Origin of the sequence: Bradyrhizobium australafricanum (genome assembly GCF_020329495.1) — a bacterium.
Taxonomy (GTDB): Bacteria; Pseudomonadota; Alphaproteobacteria; order Rhizobiales; family Xanthobacteraceae; genus Bradyrhizobium; species Bradyrhizobium australafricanum.
On record NZ_JAGKJL010000053.1, the window covers coordinates 1 to 18,179 of the forward strand.

Consider the following 18,179-nt stretch of genomic DNA (forward strand, 5'->3'; position numbering starts at 1 on the left):
TATCGAAGACGTCGACTTCGCGTCCCGCCGCGGCCTTGACCGGCGCAACACCCTGCAACTGGCGCAAGGCGCCTGGCTGAAAGCCCATGAGAACTTCATCATCACCGGCCTGACCGGGACTGGTAAAACCTGGCTGGCGTGCGCCTTCGGACGCCAGGCGGCCAGGCTCGATCATTCCGTCCTTTATTTGCGTATGCCGCGCCTGTTCGAAGACCTCGCCATGGCCCGTCTCGATGGTCGCTTCCCGCGCCTCATCGATAAGCTTGCACGTGTCCAGTTGCTCATCCTCGACGACTGGGGCACCCACACCCTCAATGACCAGCAGCGCCTTGATCTCCTCGAAATCTTCGAAGAGCGCTATAGGCGCAAATCGACCTTGATTACCGCCCAGCTGCCCGTTGCCCAATGGCACGACAGGATCGGCGAGCCAACCATCGCAGACGCTATCCTCGACCGGATCATCCACAACTCCCACCGCATCGCTCTCGAAGGCGACAGCATGCGAAGGAAAAAAGCCGCGCGCCCCTTGACCGACGTCGAAAACAGCGAAACGAATACCAACTGACTTCAACAACCAGGCAACCAAAAGCCAGCGCCGCCACGCTGTCCGCGATTTAGCGAAACTGCTGTCCGTCAGTTAGCGAAACCACTGTCCCGTTTTTGCGAAATACGCAGTGAACGATCCTTGGGAAGCAAAGCACTGGCTCGCTGAAGCTGTTCTCAACCCAGGTGACGATCAAGCAGCGCACGAGTTCATGATACAAACTGCAAGCCCGGCTTTGAAGGGCGAGAGTAAGCTGTTGTGTTTCACACGCGACGCGCCGGAGGCAGCAATCAATCCAGATGTGCCAAATGATTTTGATTTTGGAACGATCTGGTACCGAGGTTTCTGTAGGCCGCGAATGTGGGCTCAGTATGCAAGCACCAAGGGCGTGAACGACGGAATCTGCCTCGTGTTTGACTCCGCACTCCTGGAGACCGCGCTCGCCAAACACTTGTCGGGATCAGCACCAGCCGCGATCTTTAGAAAAGGCGACATCAGCTACCGAAACCGCGTTAGGTATCCCTCGCCCGAGTTCACCTTTGATTATCATCGCATCAAATCGCTTGGACTAAAGACCGCGATTTCGGAACATCTGGAAGTGCACTGGCGATCTCTGTTCTTCACCAAGGCAACCGATTGGCGCGACGAGCGTGAGTTCAGATTCTTCGTTGCAAACGTCTCGACCGACTACATTACTTTCCCTTTCAAGAACGCGCTTAAAGCTTTAGTGGTCGGCCCCGATTTTGCGGAGCACCAAGTCGCTCACCTCATAGAACTTTGCGAACGATCATTTGGTATTCGACCATCACAGTTGTTTTGGCAAAACGGATATCCGCAGCCCTACCCGCAAATTCTGCCGCCTGGCTTCAAGAGCCATGTGGACGTGTCACGGCTCCGAATAAATCCCCTGTCAGATGACGCGATGAAAGGCGGCTATACACATGACGTCGAATTCTGACAGAAGCGCGATGATGCGGTGGTGGGCGGACGAGTTCGACTGGCTGAGGGAGCCTGTCGTGTCACCAAAATGAGCGCCTGAGGAAAAGCGCGTTCAAGGTGGGGTTGCTCCCCTAAGTCGCACGCCCATTAGTTCGACATGTTGGAGTCAAGGAGCGCAAGGAGTGAGCGCACCGCTACTAGCCGCCGACGTCCGATCGTTGTCGTGACGACACGCCCAGCTCCTATCAACTCGTAAAGCTTCGTGCGTCCCGAGCCGGTCACTTCGCATGCATCGTCAATCGTGCAGGTAAGCCGCTGGGCGAATGGCATCGTGCTCGGTTCTGCGGCTTTCGGAGCGGATAGACTGACTTGTGACTGTTGTCCGCTGGTTTTCTCACGTCGATTGTATCTCACATAGCCCTCCTATTCGCACAAAGCTTGATACGAGAGTTGGCTGCGCGAGGAGCAACGTCAATGCGCGCGTCCGAGGGCGCTGGCGGACGATAGCGCACGTCAGCGACGGTTTGAGTATTTCTGGATAGCCAAGTGCGATGAGGAAATTTTTCGCGAATGCGCCATCCACAGTGCGAACATCGTGCCGAGGTAGTCTGCTGATGTCGCCAGCAAATTCCCCAAGCGTCCGCCGCTGTTCACCGGCGTCTTATTCAACCATTATTCAACGAATGCGGCTGACGGTTACCTAAGTGCCTGAATTTGCTGGCGCTCCCTAGGGGAATCGAACCCCTGTTTCAGCCTTGAGAGGGCCGCGTCCTAACCGCTAGACGAAGGGAGCGTTGAGAGGCAAGGCAATAGCCTTGAAATCCGGCCGCCGCAAGATGCCTTGTGCATTGCGGCGGGGATTTTGTCACGCATGCTTTACGAACGCCCCCGGGGGCATCCGGCGCCATACCGCTGGATTCCGGTTCATCGCCGCGCGATGCCCTCAGGTGCGCAATCGCGCACCGGGGACGACGTTGCCGGGTGCAATGCCGCGCGTGCCTGTGCCCGGGCGCATCGCACCTGCACGCTACAGCGGCACCGCCCTCGCGATTGCATGATGGCCACCCTGAGATGTCATGTCGTCGTCGTGCACGGCCCTGCTTTCGCCAAATGGCAATGCAAAACACTTGGCTGTGAAGTCACCCGGCGTCCGTCTCTGCTAACATCGCAGCCCTTCACCATGCTGCGCCCCGCACGGCGCCGGACAAGCGAGAGGAGTGCTTGGAACAAAGCGCAAGCGCTTGACGGCCTTGGCGCACGGCAGATTTGGCTCACGAATATCTTGGCACAACAAACATCAGCGCGGTCGCAGGCCATGGAAGACGTTCCGCACCTCGCGCCGCACAGGTCAATAGCTTAAGCAGAGCGAGGACAGACCATGATCAAACTAAAAATCAACGGCCAGGAACAGAATTGGGACGGCGACCCGGATCTTTCGCTGCTCTGGTATCTCCGTGACGAAGCAGGCCTCACGGGTACCAAGTTCGGCTGCGGCCAGGCGCTATGCGGTGCCTGCACCGTGATCGTCGACAAGGAGGCGGTCCGCGCCTGCATCACCTCGGTGTCCGACGTCGTCGGCCGCGAGGTCACCACCATCGAGGGGCTGCATCCGACCGGCGACCATCCGGTGCAGAAGGCCTGGCGCCAGGTCAACGTGCCGCAGTGCGGCTACTGCCAGGCCGGCCAGATCATGCAGGCCGCGGCGCTGCTGGACCAGAACCCGAAGCCAAGCCACGACCAGATCCGCGAAGCCATGGCGGGCAATATCTGCCGCTGCGGCTGCTACCAGCGGATCGAGAATGCCGTCCATCTCGCATCGACGGGGGTGTGACATGAATATCCGCACCAACCCCAGCAAGCTTCGCGGCTTCGAGAAGCACGTGAAGGTCGAGAACGTTTCGCGCCGCAGCATCCTCAAGGGGCTCGGCATCGCCGGCTCTTTCGTGCTCGCCGCCCCCGTGATGACGCGCCAGGCGTTCGCCTATGAGACCGGCGCCGGCAAGATGCCGCACGGCGTCGTGGTCGACCCGCGCGTGTTCGTCGCGATCGCCCCCGACGGCATCGTCACCATCCTGGCGCACCGCTCCGAGATGGGCACCGGCGTGCGCACCAGCCTGCCCTTGATCGTCGCCGAGGAAATGGAGGCCGACTGGTCGCGCGTCCATGTCCAGCAGGCACATGGCGACGAGGTCAAGTTCGGCAACCAGGACACCGACGGCTCCCGCAGCACGCGGCACTATCTGATTCCGATGCGCCAGATCGGCGCCTCGGCGCGCTCGATGCTGGAAGCCGCCGCCGCCAAGAAATGGGGCGTGCCGGTCACCGAAGTGAAGGCGCAGAACCACGAGGTGGTGCACAGCGCGAGCGGCCGCAAGGCCGGCTTCGGCGAACTCGCGGCGGATGCCGCGAAAGAGTCGGTGCCGAGCGTCGAGGGCCTCAAGCTGAAGGACCCCAAGGACTTCCGCTATCTCGGCAAAGGCCAGGTCTCGATCGTCGACCTGCACGACATCACCACCGGCAAGGCGAATTACGGCGCCGATGTCCGCCTGCCCGGCCTGAAATACGCCGTCATCGCGCGTCCGCCGGTCACCGGCGGCAAGCTCAAGTCGTTCGACGACAGCGCGGCCAAGAAGGTGCCGGGCGTCGAGAAGGTGATGGAGGTGAAGGGCTGGCCGTGGCCGTCCAAGTTCCAGCCGCTCGGCGGCGTGGCCGTGATCGCGCGCAACACGGGCGCCGCGATCAAGGGCCGCGACGCGCTGAAGATCGTCTGGGACGACGGCGCCAACGCCAAGTACGACTCCGTCACCTATCGCGCGTCCCTCGAAGAGGCCGCGCGAAAACCCGGCCTCGTGGTGCGCAAGGAAGGCGACGCCGATGCGGCCCTGAAGACCGCCGATAAGGTGATCACGGGCGAATATTATTTGCCGCATCTCGCCCATGTCAGCATGGAGCCGCCGGTCGCGGTGGCCGACGTCAAGGGCGACAAGGCCACGATCTGGGCGCCGGTGCAGAGCCCCGGCGGCACCCGAGAGGATGTCGCCAAGACGCTCGGCATTCCCGAGGACAATGTCACCGTCAACGTGACGCTGCTCGGCGGCGGCTTCGGCCGCAAGTCGAAATGCGACTTCGCGCTCGAGGCGGCATTGCTGTCGAAGGAGCTCGGCGCGCCGGTCAAGGTGCAGTGGACCCGTGAGGACGACGTCCATCACGACTTCCTGCATACCGTCTCGGTGGAACGGATCGAGGCCGGTCTCGACAAGAGCGGCAAGGTGATTGCGTGGCGGCACCGCAGCGTGGCGCCGACCATCGCCTCGACCTTCGCCGCCGGCGCCAATCACGAAGCGCCGTTCGAGCTCGGCATGGGCCTGATCGACAACCCGTTCGAGATCGCCAACCTGCAGTGCGAGAATCCGGAAGCGGCCGCGTTCACGCGGATCGGCTGGTTCCGCTCGGTCTCCAACATCCCGCGCGCCTTCGCGGTGCAATCCATGGTCGGGGAAATCGCGCATGCGACGGGCCGCGACCAGAAGGAGATGCTGCTGGAGCTGATCGGAAGCCCGCGGATCGTCAACCTGTCCTCGGTGAAGGATCCCTGGAACTACGGCGAGCCCTATGACAGCTACCCGATCGACACCGCGCGCTTGCGCAAGGTGGTCGAGCTGGTCGCCGAGAAGGGCGAGTGGGGCCGCAAGGTGCCGAAGGGCCACGGCCTCGGCATCGCGGTGCACCGCTCGTTCGTCAGCTACATCGCGACCATCGTCGAGGTGGCGGTCGACGACAAGGGCAAGTTCTCGGTGCCGCGGGTCGACACCGCGATCGATTGCGGCACTTACGTCAATCCGGAACGAATCCACTCGCAGATCGAAGGCGCTGCGATCATGGGGCTCAGTCTCGCCAAATACGGCGAGATCAGCTTCAAGGACGGCAAGGTGCAGCAGGGCAATTTCGACGACTTCCCGGTGATCCGGATGGACGAGTCGCCTGTAATCACCAATGTCTACATCGTGCCGCCCGGCGCCGACACCCCGCCGAGCGGCGTCGGCGAGCCCGGCGTGCCGCCGTTTGCGCCGGCCTTGATCAACGCGATCTTTGCCGCAACCGGAAAGCGCATCCGCGCCCTTCCGATCGGCAAGCAGCTGGAGACGTGAGAGGAACGTGAATCTATCAACTGCGTCATTGCGAGGAGCGACAGCGACGAAGCAATCCATCCTTCCATTTTGCCGAGCTATGGATTGCTTCGCTTCGCTCGCAATGACGTAGACAGAGTCGTCCTCATCTTATCCTTCAGGATGGAACGACGGACGAGATAGGCAGTTCTCATCGATCGCGCTTTAGAGGAAGCAGATCGATGAGAACCCCACCTCAAACATTCGGGACGCTCGCGGCAACCCTGTCCGCGGGCGTCTTGCTTTTTGCGACACAGACGGCGCTTGCCCAGACCGCCTCGCCGCCAGGCGCGACGGCGACGCGTCCGGCGCGGGTGTTGCCCGACCAGAGCTCGGCTCCGAGCAGCGGTCCGCCAGCGACCACCGGCCAGACCACCGGCGAGGCCAGCCGCGATCCCACGATCAAGCAGATGAACGACGACGAGAAGCGGAAGGTCGATACCAAGGGCAAATAGGGCAAGATCCGGAACAGCGTGACCCGGCTTTTCGGAAAGCGTGCTGAAAAAAAGCGGACCGGGAAGCGGCGGTCTCCCCATCCGCCGCTTCCCGATCGCATCGCCCCCTATAGGTGAGAAGCGTTTTCGAACGAAACGAACACCGTTTCGCTTGGAGAAAACGCGTCGTAACAAGCCGGAGCTTCGGTCCTGATTCAATCAGGACCCAAGCTCAGATCGCGCGATTACTTCTTGTCGAGCGCGAACACCCAGATCACGCCGCCTTGTGGGACGTTGTTCTCGAAGCCCTTGACCTTGCCGGCCAGAGCATCCTGGATGCGTTGCGCGTCGACGCCCCAGCCCGACTGGACCGCGATATATTGCGTTCCGTCGACCTCATAGGACATCGGCATCGCCATGATGCCGGAGTTGGTCTTCTGCTCCCACAACAGCTCGCCGGTCTTGGCGTTGAAGATGCGGAACATCCGGTCGTTGGTGCCGCCGGCGAGAACCAGGTCGCCTGCGGTCGCCGTCACCGAGCCGAACAGCTGCGAGGTCTTGAAGTCGTGCTGCCAGACCTTCTTGCCGGTGGCCGGATCCCACGCCTGCAACTCGCCGAAATGATCGGCGTTCGGTGCCGGCGTCAGCCCGATGTCCTCCGGCTTGGTGCCGAGCCAGAGCTGGCCGGGTACCAGCGGCTGCTTCTCGCCCGTGAAGCCGCCGCAGAAGTTCTCGTTGGCGGGAACGTAGACGAGCTTGGTGCTCTGGCTGTACGCCGCCGACGGCCAATCCTTGCCGCCCCACAGCGACGGGCAGAACTCGACCCGCTTGCCAAGCACCGGCTTGTGCTCGGGATCGACGATCGGCCGGCCGGTCTCGGCCTCGATGCCCTTCCAGACATTGGTCTTCACGAACGGCCAGCCGGACACGTAGTTGATCTTGTCGGGCTTGTTCTCGAGTATCCAGAAGATCGCGTCGCGTCCCGGGTGGATCAGGCTCTTGAACGAACGTCCGTCACGCTGCAGGTCGACCAGCATCGGCGCATCGACCTCGTCCCAGTCCCAGGAATCGTTCTGGTGATACTGGAAGTGCTTCTTGATCTTGCCGGTCTCTGGATCGAGGCCGATCACCGAGCTGGTGTAGAGGTTGTCGCCGGCGTGAGCCGAGCCCGGCCACGGCGCAGCGTTGCCGACGCCCCAGAGGATCGTCTTGTTGTCCTTGTCGTAGACGCCGGTCATCCAGGCCGATCCACCGCCCGACTTCCAGTCGTCGCCGCTCCAGGTCTCGTGCCCGGGCTCGCCTTCACCGGGGATGGTGAAGGTGCGCCAGAGCTCCTTGCCGCTCTCGGCATCGTAGGCGACGACATAGCCGCGCACGCCGAACTCGCCGCCGGAGCCGCCGACGATCACCTTGCCGTCGACCACCAACGGCATCAGCGTCAGGTATTGGCCCTTCTTGTAGTCCTGGACCTTGGTGTCCCAGACCACCTTGCCGGTCTTGGCGTCGAGCGCGACGACATGGTCGTCGGTGGTGGCGAAGTAGACCTTGTCCTGCCACAGGCCAACGCCACGGCTGGTCGGATGCAGCTGGAACAGATCGTCGGGAAGCTGCCGCTTGTAGCGCCAGTACTCTTCGCCAGTCTTGGCGTTGAGCGCGATCACCTGCCCCATCGGGGTCGCGGCGAACATCACGCCGTTGTTGACGATCGGCGGCGCCTCATGGCCCTCGATGACGCCGGTCGAGAAGGTCCAGACCGGCTTGAGGTTCTTGACGTTGGAGGTGTTGATCTGGTTGAGCGGACTATACCCCTGTCCGTCATAGGTCCGGCGATACAGCATCCAGTTGCCGGGTTCGGGATTTTCGAGACGCGCTGAGGTCACCGAACTGTAGTTTTCGATCGGCCCCGCGACGGCATAGGTCGAAATGAGGCACGTGAATGCGACACAACTCGACAGTAACCACTGCTTGCTTGTCATGAGATGCTACCTCCCTGCTCTGTTTTGATTTTTTCAGTTTAGGTCATGCAGAAATCCCGATGTGGCCTCATCCTCCCTGCTGAGCACCCACCTTTCCAACGAATGGCGCTGCGACCGTGATCGCGCCGTCGGCAACCGTCAGCGGCAATGCCGCGAGGCGACGTGGCGCCGGCCCGAACACGACCTGCGCATTCTGCCGCGGATCGTATTCGGAGTTGTGACAGAGGCATTTCAGGACGTTCTTGTCGCCCTGCTCTTCCTTCAACCAGGCGGTGATCGGACATCCGGCATGCGTGCAGACGACCGAGTAGCAGACGATGCCGTTAGGGGCGCGGGCGCGCGTGGCATCGTCGAGTTCGGCGGGATCGAGCTTGACGAGCACGACCTCGTTCAGCCGCGAGCCCTTGCGGATGACGGAGGTCTTCGGGTCCTGCGGCCAGGCGCGAATGGGCGGGCCGCCCAAGGTCAGATCTTCCGACTTGATGACCTGGCCGGCCTTGTCGCCTTCAGCGCGCACGAGCCGATCGGCCTTTTGCGGCCGGTCATTGGCGCCGGGCTGTTCGTCATCGTCGGCGGCCGCAGGCTCGATCGCTGCGAGGCAGGCGCAGCTCGCGAGCGCGGTCAACACCGCGCGCCGCGTCGGGTCGGCGCACGAGCCCGACAGATCGGACTCATCAGACTGTTCGATGGAAGCACTCGGGTTGGATCGCGACATGGCGCAAGCTGAACGTGCAACTCGGCCAAAAAGATGGCGGCACACCTTCTCGATGTGCGAACGCATGCGCAAAAAATACGCTGCAGCTTTCGGTTGATCGACTGCCCGGCTTCGCGATTGCTGCGATCAAGGTTCGTTGACGAAGCTCAGCCTGCCGACAGGTTTCAGCGTCTTTGCATCAAATGTGCGAATCTCTGTTGCACCGCCCACGTCAAGCGTGAGGACCAATCGTTCGCCGGCGACACTGGTGGCGACGATGCGCGCGCCTTTCGGCAGCGCAGCAGTGACGTCGGAAACGGAAACGGGGCTTCCCTCGCTGCGATAAAGGCGGTAGCCGATGGCAATCAACACGACGGCCACGGCCAGTGCCGAGGTCAGGCCCGCGATCAGCATCATGCGCCGCACCCGCGCGATCAGCGCGGCCTGGTCGGGGGTCGGTTCGGTCACAGCGGTGTCGGTCATCACAAGGCTCTATCTTTGCAAGTGTCTTCGCAACAAGTCTCTTCGAATGGCGGTCGGAAGCTGGAGGTCGTCGTCGCCGGCGACGAGGGCTCGGCCCGGCTTGACCGCGTGCTCGCGCAGCGCAGTCCCGAGCTGTCGCGGTCCCGGCTGAAGGCGCTGATCCTCGCCGGTTCCGTGACCGTCAAGGACGCCGTCGTCCGCGACCCCGCTTATCATGTCGCCAAGGGCGATACGATCATAATCGACGTGCCGGAGGCCGCGCCCGCCGAGCCGCAGGGCGAGGACATCGCGCTCGATATCGTGTTCGAGGACGACGACATCATCGTCATAGACAAGCCGAGGGGCCTCGTCGTGCATCCCGCGGCCGGCCACGCCAGCGGAACGCTGGTCAACGCGCTGATCGCCCATTGCGGCTCGAGCCTGTCCGGCATCGGCGGGGTCAAGCGGCCGGGCATCGTGCACCGCCTCGACAAGGACACCACGGGGCTGATGGTGGTCGCCAAGAACGACCACGCCCACCAGTCGCTGACCGCGCAGTTCGCCGACCATGGCCGCACCGGGCCGATGGAGCGCGGCTACATGGCGTTCGTCTGGGGCGTGCCGAACCGGCCCCACGGCACGATCGACGCGCCGATCGATCGCCACCCGCACGCCCGCGAGAAGATGGCGGTGCGTCAGGGCGGCCGCGAGGCGATCACTCATTTCGAGGTGCTCTCGAGCTTTTCCGGCCGCGACGGCAAGCCGGTCGCCTCGCTGCTGGCGTGCCGGCTCGAGACCGGACGCACCCATCAGATCCGCGTGCACCTCGCCCATCTCGGCCATCCGCTGCTCGGCGACAGCGTTTACGGCGCCCACTTCAAGACCAAGGCCGGGCAGCTCGGCGCGGAAGGTAAGGACACACTCACCGCCCTCGGCCGGCAGGCCCTGCACGCCTATCTGCTGGCATTGGAGCACCCCCGGACCGGAGAACTTTTGCACTGGGAGGCGCCTTTGCCGGAGGATTTGCTTCTTCTGCAACGGGCGCTGGAAGCGGCGGTATGACGCACCCCTCCCGGAAAAGCCGCGTTATGACAACAGGTTATACCTGCCACACGGGGACGTGACGTCAGCAATCCTTCCCTATCACGGACAGTTTGGTGTATGTTGCACCTGCGCTGAATATCCAGCGCGGAACATCGCAGCATGGCCGGCTTTAACCCAGCGGCCACCTGCCGGGCCCGCCGCTATCGGGGGCCTGAACCACTGGAGGGCGCTCAAATGGCCCGTACAGCTACGTTGCCGGTCCTCAATGGAGAATCCGGCCTCTCTCGATACCTCGCCGAGATCCGCAAGTTCCCGATGCTGGAACCCCAGCAGGAGTACATGCTCGCCAAGCGTTGGCGCGAGCATGACGATCGCGACGCGGCGCATAAGCTCGTCACCAGCCATCTCAGGCTCGTGGCCAAGATCGCCATGGGCTATCGCGGCTACGGCTTGCCGATTTCCGAGGTCGTCTCGGAAGGCAATGTCGGCCTGATGCAGGCGGTGAAGCGATTCGAGCCCGAGAAGGGCTTCCGTCTCGCCACTTACGCCATGTGGTGGATCAAGGCGTCAATACAAGAGTACATTCTGCGTTCCTGGTCGCTCGTGAAGATGGGCACCACCGCGAACCAGAAGAAGCTCTTCTTCAACCTGCGCAAGGCGAAGAGCAAGATCTCCGCCCTGGAAGAGGGTGATCTCCACCCCGATCAGGTCAAGCTGATTGCCAAGCGCCTCGGCGTGACCGATCAGGACGTGATCGACATGAACCGCCGCCTCGGCGGTGACGCGTCGCTCAACGCCCCGATCCGCGACGACGGCGAAGCCGGCGAATGGCAGGACTGGCTGGTCGACAACTCGCCCAACGCCGAAGCCCTGATGGCCGAGAGCGAGGAGTTCGATCATCGCCGCCAGGCCCTGAACGGTGCGATCGGCGTGCTCAACCCGCGCGAACGCCGCATCTTCGAGGCGCGGCGTCTGGCGGATGAGCCGATGACGCTGGAAGACCTCGCCGCCGAGTTCGGCGTGTCGCGCGAGCGCGTGCGGCAGATCGAGGTCCGCGCGTTCGAGAAGGTGCAGTCGGCCGTCAAGGGCACGATCGCCCGGCAGGAAGCCGCACTCGAAGCCGCGCACTGATCGCGCAGCAGCGAGCCAACAGACACGAAAGCCGGCGGCAACGCCGGCTTTTTTGTTGTTTGCAAATTGGTGCTCGGCAGGCACCTCGATCCGGGGCGTGTAGCCATCAATCCGCCTGCCGACGAATGTCCGCATCAGCCTCGGGTGCGCACCCGCGAGGCGCGCTTGGTCATGTCGGCTAAGGGGCCAGTTTCGGACCTTCCCGACAGGCTGCAGTGTCTTCGTGCAACGCTACCTGTTCCCCGGATGCGTCAGGTGACGTAGGATGTCACGGCCCTTGAAGCGGGACGTGCCGAAATCACCGTCCGGGCAAACGAGCAGCACAGGTGCTATCGGCAGGCACACGCTCTCCTAGAGGCCGTTCTTTTTTCGGTTTCGCACCACCGTTCACCACGAACTTTGCGCGCTGCATTTGCGGCCGCTCGTTCGGTAACGTCGGGAGAAAAGCGATGAGGAAGGTCGATCGAAGGTCCGCACTGGGAATCGCGTTGGCAGCGGTTTCGACTGCCATGATCAAGCCCGCCAAGGCTCAAGCCACGGGCTACAAGGATGCGGCACCTTGGCCGGGTGTCGTGGTGCGTGAATATGAAGGCGAGACACCATCCCTGATCCCAGGATTTAAGACGGTCTCAATGCGCGATGTCATTATGCAGCCGGGATCGAAGACCATGGGCCCCCCGATGATGAATGCCATGATCTGCCATATCACTGAAGGGGAGCTTCGGCTTGAACAGGAGGGAAAGACCTTTACGGGCAAGAAGAATTTTGTCTGGACCTGTAACAAGGAAACAAAAGAGCAGGCGTACAACGATGGGAATGTGGTCGCGATCATGCGGATCACGGACCTGAAGGCCTAAGGCTCTCTTTCTTCGCAAGAGATAGCAAGAGATACCACAAGATAGATTGCAGGAGCGGATGGCGCACGCGACGACGCGCCATCCGCGTACAGGACCGCTTCGGGTCAGAAGGCGATATCCCTGAACTCGGATCGGGTTTCCGCTTCGTCCCCGAAAGCAGGCGTCCCGGATTTTAATGGAGTGCGCGGCCCTACTCGCCCACTGCCGCGCTATGCCGCGACATCGCGATGAAATCCAAGCCGCGCACGCTCATTCCGCCGAAAACCACGGAGTGTCTTAGGGCTTCGCCTTCACCGACTTCGACGGCACCTTCAAGTCGCCGACGGGAATCCGAGGGCGACGATGAACCGGCATAAACTCCAAAGCGACCCATTGATACGCGGATATTTCAATCCGGGTTCTACCCGTTCCGCAGTCGGTCTCTCCGTTGGGAGATAGTCAACATGGCATCACCTGGAAAAATCCAGGAGTATGGATCGCAGGCACCGGATACGATTGCGGCGAAGTTATTCAACTTTGAAGTCGGCAAGTTCGCCATAAAGCCGGAACATTCCAATTGGCTGATCAGCGTCGTCGCTCCAAAATTGAGGAGCGGAGGAAGCCTTACAATCATAGGACTTGCAAGTCGTACCGGCAGCGACGATTTCAACATGGAATTGTCGCAGAATAGGCTGCGGGCCGTAATTGATCTGCTTCGCAACCAAGTGCCCAACAATTTCAAAGTTGCGCTCGAGGTGGCGAAAGGGGAACGCGCGGCCAAGTATGCAGGTGAAATGGATGGGGTGGAAAACGAAAGCTGGCGTGGTGTGATCATCTCGGTTTGGAACAAGCCAAATCCACCACCGCCGCCGCCGCCACCGCCGCCTCAACCGAAACCTCAATTTTATCCGGAGGAACGCAAGTTCTTCAAACGTTGGCTTGGCTTCGGCGTCAAGTCTGGCGGACAGTTGTTGATCGGCGGCATCGAGAGCACGACCGCGTACGTCGTGAACCTGGGAGATTTGGAGACCTTTGATCTCCAGATTATTAGCAGCCGGTGGGGACTGGGTCTTGGAGGCAGCGGAGGGGCGGTTGCTGTTATCGGCTTTGGTTTCAGCGTTCCATATGAGTTGCACCGTGAACCCCTGAATGACTGGGGCGTCAATGTCGCATTTACCGAAAAGCTGATCTCAAAATCGGCACTACAATCGATCCACAACAGCAAGTACTTCATCGATGGCTTGAAAAACGGCAGGTACGTGGCACCCGCGCTGAATACGCGTAACACCTTTACGGCTATCGGCTTGCTTCAGAACGTGAGAAATGCACTCCACACGCTGTACGGAGGATTCGAGGCAGCCAAGGGCTCGGGCGTCATTGTGCTCGACTTGCCGTTTTTAGGTGTGGGACTTGAATTGTCCGCTTTCTTGACGCGAGGAACCATGTACGTCTCGAATCCTTCCCATTGGATTGAACCGAGCTAAAGGCTCGGACGAGACTCGCCAAAGCCTTGCCGCTACCGAGGGACTTCCGGTTCACCTCGAACACCCGGCGTTCTCGATGGTCACGCAGGCCGTCAGCGATGGTGTCCGCGGCCCCCGCGACGGAGGGGGTTCCTTTTTGCTCGCCGCCAGTGTTTGCTCTGCACGGCGGAGAACGGGCATGCGGGGATCGCTGGGGGAAAAGATCGGTGAAGGCGCCTACTCCGAAGCCTACGCCTGGGCGCCAGGGCAAGTCGTCAAACTGTTCAAGCCCGGCTTGCCGCGGCGGATGCCCTGGTTCGAGGTGCGCATGATCCGCGCCGTCCACGCCGCCGGCGTTCCGGTGCCGGAGGTGTTCGGCGAAGTGACCCTGGACGGGCGCTTCGGCATCGTGCTGCAGCGCCTCGACGGACCGACCCTGCTGCAGCTAACCCGAACCGGCGCGGTGACGTTCGAACAGGCCGGCGCGATCATCGCGGCTCTTGCCATGTCCATTCACAAGACGCCCCTGCCGCCGGAGGTCCTCTCCATGCGCGAGTATATGGAGGCTCAGTTGGAGCACGACGACGGCAAGCTCCCGAAGCACATCGCCACTGAAATCCTCGCGCTGATCGATCGCTTGCCGCCGGGCGACGGGCTTTGCCATACCGACCTGAGCCCCGGTAACGTGATCATGACAACGGAAGGCCCAAAGCTGGTCGACTGGGTCAGCGCGATGCGCGGGCCCGCCGTCCTCGAGCTTGGGTTCTTGCACGTGATCCTGTCCGAGCTCGGGCCGGAAGTCGCCGACAATCCGGAGCGGCCGCGCGCGACCAATGCGGCGGCGCAATCCGAATATGTTCGGCTGGCCGGCATGTCTCTCGCGGAGCTGACGGCGGCAATGGAGCCGTATTTGCCCATCGTCCGCACCTTCGCCGTTCTCGGCAACGCGGTGCCTTCGCTGCGGGAGCGGCTGATCCAGCGCATCGAAGCGACTCTGCGCTCGGAAGACTGAATGGTGAGCTCTCCGCACGCTTCACAGCGCTCCGTCGCAATTCATCGAACGGCGGTTAATTGCCTGGCGTTTTCGAACCTTGCTTGGGCCTCTGAGAGGGCACTGTCGATGGCGAGTCCCAGTCAATCATTTTCAAGCAAATGAGGAGTTCGACATAGCTTTGTACTTGCCCTGACCCCGCCATGAGTTCGCAACTTTCTCGCGGTCCCGCCGGGACAGTTAGCCAGATCGAGTTTAGCTGCTGCCGCGCAACCGCCTCGTCACTCACGCATTTACTCGCGTCCTGGGGAAGTCCCGACGCTTTATCGTCAACGGACACGTCCGCGCAAAGCGACTTGATGTCGAAGTTGGGAACACTGTCTGAAACTTGTACGGGCGGCTGACCAACGAGCGATAATGCCAAGAGCGCTGCCTTCATGAGATCTCCCTCCCCGTCCGGTGCACCCAGTTGGAAGGCGGATTGAGCTGGGACTGACGCGGCTTTGGAGGCTGTAGCGGCCACCCTCCGCCCACGACGTTACATTGCGCCTTTTTCCCAATTTCTATCCACTACGAACCGCAATGCTGCGGCGCGCTACTACTTTTGCGCATGCGATTTGCCTGCCCGTCTGTTGGTTAGGACCAGTTCCGAATGGCAATTGCCGCGGGCATTTGCCGTTACGATGTGCTCAGTGAGACGTGATCCCTAACGCGAAAGGGCGGCCGTGATCTCGGTCCCTGCGTGCTGGTGCTTTTGGCCATCGGATAGTGTGGGGGTTGTAGCGCTGATCATCCGAGCCGAAGAGCGCCCCCGCCGACGACGAAGAAAACGATCGCTAGACCTATCAGGCCGTACTCGACGCCATCCATCCCGATCGACCATCGAACGAGGAACCAAGCAAGCCCCAGCTCAGGGGGTGAGCTGGGGCTGCCGGGGCTGGAAGGCTGTAGCGGCACAGCCTCTACTCACGACGCTACGACTTTCCCGAATTTGATCCACAAGAAACCGCTGTTGCTGCAGCGCGCTACTACCAATGCCCCACGCACGCGATCATACGGTCTCATACAGCGCACCGACGCCTCGCATGCCGCAGGTTACGGTGCGGCCACCCAGCCCATTTTGATCAGGGGCTGCTTCTCAAGTTGTAGATCTGGGACAGAAGAATTGAGTTACTGGGCGTCGGCCATCTTCGATCGAGAAGCCTGCGGTTGCGCGTTGACTGCCGAGGGCCGGCTCGACGGCGACGCCGGTTCCTGCGATGAGACGGCGGCGTCGGGCGGCGCGCCCGGGGATGGTCGATGGGCAGCTGGTGCCGGAAGCACGATCACTTTCGTGCCGACTTTCACCCGATCATAGAGGTCCATGACGTCGTCATTGGTCAGCCGGATGCAGCCGGATGAAACCCGCTTCCCGATCGTATCGGGCTTGTTGGTGCCGTGAATTCTGTATTCGGTATCGCCCAGATACATCGCCCGGGCACCGAGCGGATTGCCGGGACCGCCCGCCATGAACCGCGGCAGATAAGGCTGGCGCGAAATCATCTCTGCCGGCGGACGCCAATCCGGCCATTCTGTCTTGCGGGCCACGACCTGCTCACCGGACCATGTGAAACCTTCGCGGCCGACACCGATGCCGTAGCGCATCGCCTGTCCGCCGTTCAGAACCAGATAGAGGAACGTGTTGCCGGTATCGATGACGACGGTGCCCGACGGCTGGTGACTGACGTAGTCAACCACCTGCCGAGCAAATTTTCCGGGAGCGTCAGCGACTTTTGGTGTTTCGATCCGGGGCGCGGGGACCGGGATCGGAACCGGAGCTGGCGCTGGCGCCTGAACCGCCGCCGCTACGTGAATGGGAGTCGACGGCGTAGGACTGGATGGTGCCGGCACCTGGTGCGCGGCTTGCTTCCGTATCGGTTGAACGCTCGCCGGCCGCCACAGCAAGCCGTACCCCAATGCGGCAGCGGCCACGACGCCAACTACAACTCTTCCGGCCACTGGTAGCGCGAGCGTCTCGGTCTTTCCACGTTTGGCCCGCTTACCCATACCTCTCCCCTGATCGCAATGCCCGGAAGAGGTATCCGGCAAATTTTAACAAGCTTCGAAGCGATGTCGCCCAGGCTGGAAATCGCCAAGCGTCGTTAACGCCAGCCCCTGTGCTGCAACACCCATCGTCCACATTCGATCGCCGGTTCGGGCAAAGCAAGGGCCGCCCAAAGGCGGCCCTCGCGCAAAGATGCAACATCACTTCAACGTATAGGTACCAGTCTGGTGATTGCAGTCTTGAAAGGTTCCCTCTTTGATGACCGGGAAAGGCCCTAAGGGTTGTATCGTTGCGGTCATGACCATGCCGTCGTACTTCCCAGTCCCCGCGACTGTCTCTCTGGTTACCTTTCCTTCTGACGTCGAGAAGTACGAAAGTCGCTTATCACCGTCTCGGTCAATGGACTCGCAGACCGTGGTGCCAGTAATCTTCCCACCAAGAGACGCACTAACCCCTACGCACCGGAATGTATCTTTGTCGAAAAGCCCACCCGGAGGATTGCTTCGGATAGAGCCGGTATGCTCATAGCTTCGCGCGATGTGGGTCTTGGAAAATGAGATAGTGTTGCTCGTGCCCGACCAGCACGCCGTGTAATCGAAGTTGCCTTCTTTTGGGAGCTCGGCGGCGAAAGCAGACGGTGCCAACGCAAAGACGATCAACGCTAAGTGATACCTGCATGCGCTTTCCATAGTACCCTCCGTATGGATTGGCAGAACGAACGATGCCAACGCGAGCGTGAGGGGACGCATTGATCCAGATCAATGGATGAAGACGAGGAAATGTCCGCGATGGGTCAAGGCTGCCCTGGCCAGTCCGTAGGATAGGTAGAGCGCAGCGATACCCATCATCCCACCGCGCAGCACAAGCTTGATGGGTATCGCTTCGCTCCACCCATCCTACGAAGCGGACAAAACAGGCGCTTTTGGCTATTTCGGCTAGGGTCCAAAAGCAGACGAATTATTGCGCTTCGGCGCGGAGACGGGTTGGCCAACCGACACGGACCAACGTTTCATCCGGGTCAGAGACCGCAAATTCGTACATCCCCCACGGCTTGTCTTCGGGTGATTGCTGAAATTCGCGGGCCGCAGCATCAACACTCTCGAGGTAAAGATAAAGCCCAAAAGGGTTTCTGCCCGGCGTTAGCCATCCCCCGACCGCGTCCGTCAGATGTAGATATCCGCCCTTCCCGTTCGACAGCATGCGATAGGTGTCGGGCTCTCCTGGAGCAGGCCTTTCGCCGTCCGGGCGCGCAAAGCCCAGCCGATTGTAGAACCGCTCGGACGCGTCAAGGTCATTACACGGCAGGATCGCGATCAAAGCTCCAGAAGGGCTCATCTTGGTGCACTCCAACGTCACGCAACAACTTGCGTCCGCTCTTCTCAATGTCTGAAAATTTGTCACCTTTAAGGTGGGAGTTGGGGTTGGGACAGCCAGATGACCGCTTCAGAAGGCGAT

The 18,179-nt window shown here is 61.4% G+C and carries 16 protein-coding genes and 1 tRNA gene; 10 read left to right on the top strand and 7 right to left on the bottom strand.

The window, feature by feature from the left end:
• The coding region (istB, locus tag J6525_RS34390) for an IS21-like element helper ATPase IstB (RefSeq protein ID WP_225647993.1) at positions 1–565 on the top strand (565 nt) is incomplete at its 5' end.
• A 109-nt stretch (positions 566–674) separates the two neighbouring features.
• Positions 675–1,502, top strand: a complete 828-nt coding sequence (locus J6525_RS34395; RefSeq protein ID WP_225647994.1) for a DUF2971 domain-containing protein — start codon at positions 675–677, stop codon at positions 1,500–1,502.
• 128 nt (positions 1,503–1,630) lie between these two features.
• Here the strand turns inward: J6525_RS34395 and J6525_RS47575 are convergent, their stop codons facing one another.
• Together J6525_RS47575 and J6525_RS34400 are read right to left on the bottom strand one after the other, a co-directional pair.
• A complete protein-coding gene (locus J6525_RS47575; protein ID WP_376708597.1) occupies positions 1,631–1,813 on the bottom strand; it encodes a helix-turn-helix domain-containing protein in 183 nt (60 codons plus the stop codon).
• Positions 1,814–2,201: 388 nt separating this feature from the next.
• Positions 2,202–2,276: transfer RNA gene (locus tag J6525_RS34400), tRNA-Glu, on the bottom strand.
• Between the two features lie 585 nt (positions 2,277–2,861).
• Here J6525_RS34400 and J6525_RS34405 point away from each other — a divergent pair.
• The 3 genes from J6525_RS34405 (at position 2,862) to J6525_RS34415 (ending at position 6,104) form a co-directional block, all read left to right on the top strand.
• Positions 2,862–3,314, top strand: coding sequence for a (2Fe-2S)-binding protein (locus J6525_RS34405; protein ID WP_028333166.1), 453 nt, complete (start codon positions 2,862–2,864; stop codon positions 3,312–3,314).
• A gap of 1 nt (position 3,315) precedes the next feature.
• Complete coding sequence (locus J6525_RS34410; protein WP_225647995.1) at positions 3,316–5,631, top strand: xanthine dehydrogenase family protein molybdopterin-binding subunit; 2,316 nt, start codon at positions 3,316–3,318, stop codon at positions 5,629–5,631.
• Positions 5,632–5,831: 200 nt separating this feature from the next.
• Positions 5,832–6,104: a hypothetical protein gene (locus tag J6525_RS34415; RefSeq protein WP_092087489.1), complete on the top strand. Its 273-nt coding sequence runs from the start codon at positions 5,832–5,834 to the stop codon at positions 6,102–6,104.
• A gap of 224 nt (positions 6,105–6,328) precedes the next feature.
• Here the strand turns inward: J6525_RS34415 and J6525_RS34420 are convergent, their stop codons facing one another.
• The 3 genes from J6525_RS34420 to J6525_RS34430 all read right to left on the bottom strand — a co-directional run bounded on the left by J6525_RS34420 (position 6,329) and on the right by J6525_RS34430 (position 9,236).
• Positions 6,329–8,059, bottom strand: coding sequence for a methanol/ethanol family PQQ-dependent dehydrogenase (locus J6525_RS34420; protein ID WP_092087487.1), 1,731 nt, complete (start codon positions 8,057–8,059; stop codon positions 6,329–6,331).
• A 67-nt stretch (positions 8,060–8,126) separates the two neighbouring features.
• Positions 8,127–8,774: a QcrA and Rieske domain-containing protein gene (locus J6525_RS34425; RefSeq protein ID WP_225647996.1), complete on the bottom strand. Its 648-nt coding sequence runs from the start codon at positions 8,772–8,774 to the stop codon at positions 8,127–8,129.
• 126 nt (positions 8,775–8,900) lie between these two features.
• Positions 8,901–9,236 carry a hypothetical protein gene (locus J6525_RS34430; RefSeq protein WP_225647997.1) on the bottom strand — a complete coding sequence of 112 codons (336 nt, stop codon included), beginning with the start codon at positions 9,234–9,236 and terminating at the stop codon, positions 8,901–8,903.
• 21 nt (positions 9,237–9,257) lie between these two features.
• On the opposite strand from J6525_RS34430, the gene J6525_RS34435 reads away from it, so the two are divergent.
• The 5 genes from J6525_RS34435 to J6525_RS34455 all read left to right on the top strand — a co-directional run bounded on the left by J6525_RS34435 (position 9,258) and on the right by J6525_RS34455 (position 14,701).
• Positions 9,258–10,277 carry an RluA family pseudouridine synthase gene (locus tag J6525_RS34435; RefSeq protein WP_225647998.1) on the top strand — a complete coding sequence of 340 codons (1,020 nt, stop codon included), beginning with the start codon at positions 9,258–9,260 and terminating at the stop codon, positions 10,275–10,277.
• 216 nt (positions 10,278–10,493) lie between these two features.
• Positions 10,494–11,390 (top strand): RNA polymerase sigma factor RpoH, encoded by an 897-nt coding sequence (gene rpoH, locus J6525_RS34440; RefSeq protein ID WP_024581019.1) that lies wholly within the window; start codon positions 10,494–10,496, stop codon positions 11,388–11,390.
• Between the two features lie 449 nt (positions 11,391–11,839).
• Entirely contained in the window at positions 11,840–12,247 is a 408-nt protein-coding gene (locus tag J6525_RS34445) for a hypothetical protein (RefSeq protein ID WP_225647999.1), read from the top strand.
• A gap of 443 nt (positions 12,248–12,690) precedes the next feature.
• Complete coding sequence (locus J6525_RS34450) at positions 12,691–13,710, top strand: OmpA family protein (RefSeq protein ID WP_225648000.1); 1,020 nt, start codon at positions 12,691–12,693, stop codon at positions 13,708–13,710.
• 178 nt (positions 13,711–13,888) lie between these two features.
• On the top strand, positions 13,889–14,701 hold the full coding sequence (locus tag J6525_RS34455; RefSeq protein WP_225648001.1) for an aminoglycoside phosphotransferase family protein: 813 nt from the start codon (positions 13,889–13,891) through the stop codon (positions 14,699–14,701).
• Between the two features lie 1,149 nt (positions 14,702–15,850).
• Here the strand turns inward: J6525_RS34455 and J6525_RS34460 are convergent.
• Both J6525_RS34460 and J6525_RS34465 read right to left on the bottom strand, forming a co-directional pair.
• The gene (locus tag J6525_RS34460; RefSeq protein ID WP_225648002.1) at positions 15,851–16,726 is read right to left on the bottom strand and encodes a L,D-transpeptidase; all 876 of its coding nucleotides are present in this window, start codon (positions 16,724–16,726) and stop codon (positions 15,851–15,853) included.
• Positions 16,727–17,681: 955 nt separating this feature from the next.
• Complete coding sequence (locus J6525_RS34465) at positions 17,682–18,059, bottom strand: VOC family protein (RefSeq protein ID WP_225648003.1); 378 nt, start codon at positions 18,057–18,059, stop codon at positions 17,682–17,684.
• Between the last annotated feature and the right edge of the window lie 120 nt (positions 18,060–18,179).

What these genes read in the sequence shown, in the direction of transcription:
- J6525_RS34405 (WP_028333166.1), top strand. Translation starts at nt 2,862, where the DNA reads ATGATCAAACTAAAAATCAACGGCCAGGAACAGAATTGGGACGGCGAC.
- J6525_RS34420 (WP_092087487.1), bottom strand. Translation starts at nt 8,059, where the DNA reads ATGACAAGCAAGCAGTGGTTACTGTCGAGTTGTGTCGCATTCACGTGC.
- J6525_RS34425 (WP_225647996.1), bottom strand. Translation starts at nt 8,774, where the DNA reads ATGTCGCGATCCAACCCGAGTGCTTCCATCGAACAGTCTGATGAGTCC.
- J6525_RS34415 (WP_092087489.1), top strand. Translation starts at nt 5,832, where the DNA reads ATGAGAACCCCACCTCAAACATTCGGGACGCTCGCGGCAACCCTGTCC.
- J6525_RS34430 (WP_225647997.1), bottom strand. Translation starts at nt 9,236, where the DNA reads ATGACCGACACCGCTGTGACCGAACCGACCCCCGACCAGGCCGCGCTG.
- J6525_RS34450 (WP_225648000.1), top strand. Translation starts at nt 12,691, where the DNA reads ATGGCATCACCTGGAAAAATCCAGGAGTATGGATCGCAGGCACCGGAT.
- J6525_RS34460 (WP_225648002.1), bottom strand. Translation starts at nt 16,726, where the DNA reads ATGGGTAAGCGGGCCAAACGTGGAAAGACCGAGACGCTCGCGCTACCA.
- rpoH (WP_024581019.1), top strand. Translation starts at nt 10,494, where the DNA reads ATGGCCCGTACAGCTACGTTGCCGGTCCTCAATGGAGAATCCGGCCTC.
- J6525_RS34455 (WP_225648001.1), top strand. Translation starts at nt 13,889, where the DNA reads ATGCGGGGATCGCTGGGGGAAAAGATCGGTGAAGGCGCCTACTCCGAA.
- J6525_RS34410 (WP_225647995.1), top strand. Translation starts at nt 3,316, where the DNA reads ATGAATATCCGCACCAACCCCAGCAAGCTTCGCGGCTTCGAGAAGCAC.
- J6525_RS47575 (WP_376708597.1), bottom strand. Translation starts at nt 1,813, where the DNA reads ATGCCATTCGCCCAGCGGCTTACCTGCACGATTGACGATGCATGCGAA.
- J6525_RS34445 (WP_225647999.1), top strand. Translation starts at nt 11,840, where the DNA reads ATGAGGAAGGTCGATCGAAGGTCCGCACTGGGAATCGCGTTGGCAGCG.
- J6525_RS34465 (WP_225648003.1), bottom strand. Translation starts at nt 18,059, where the DNA reads ATGAGCCCTTCTGGAGCTTTGATCGCGATCCTGCCGTGTAATGACCTT.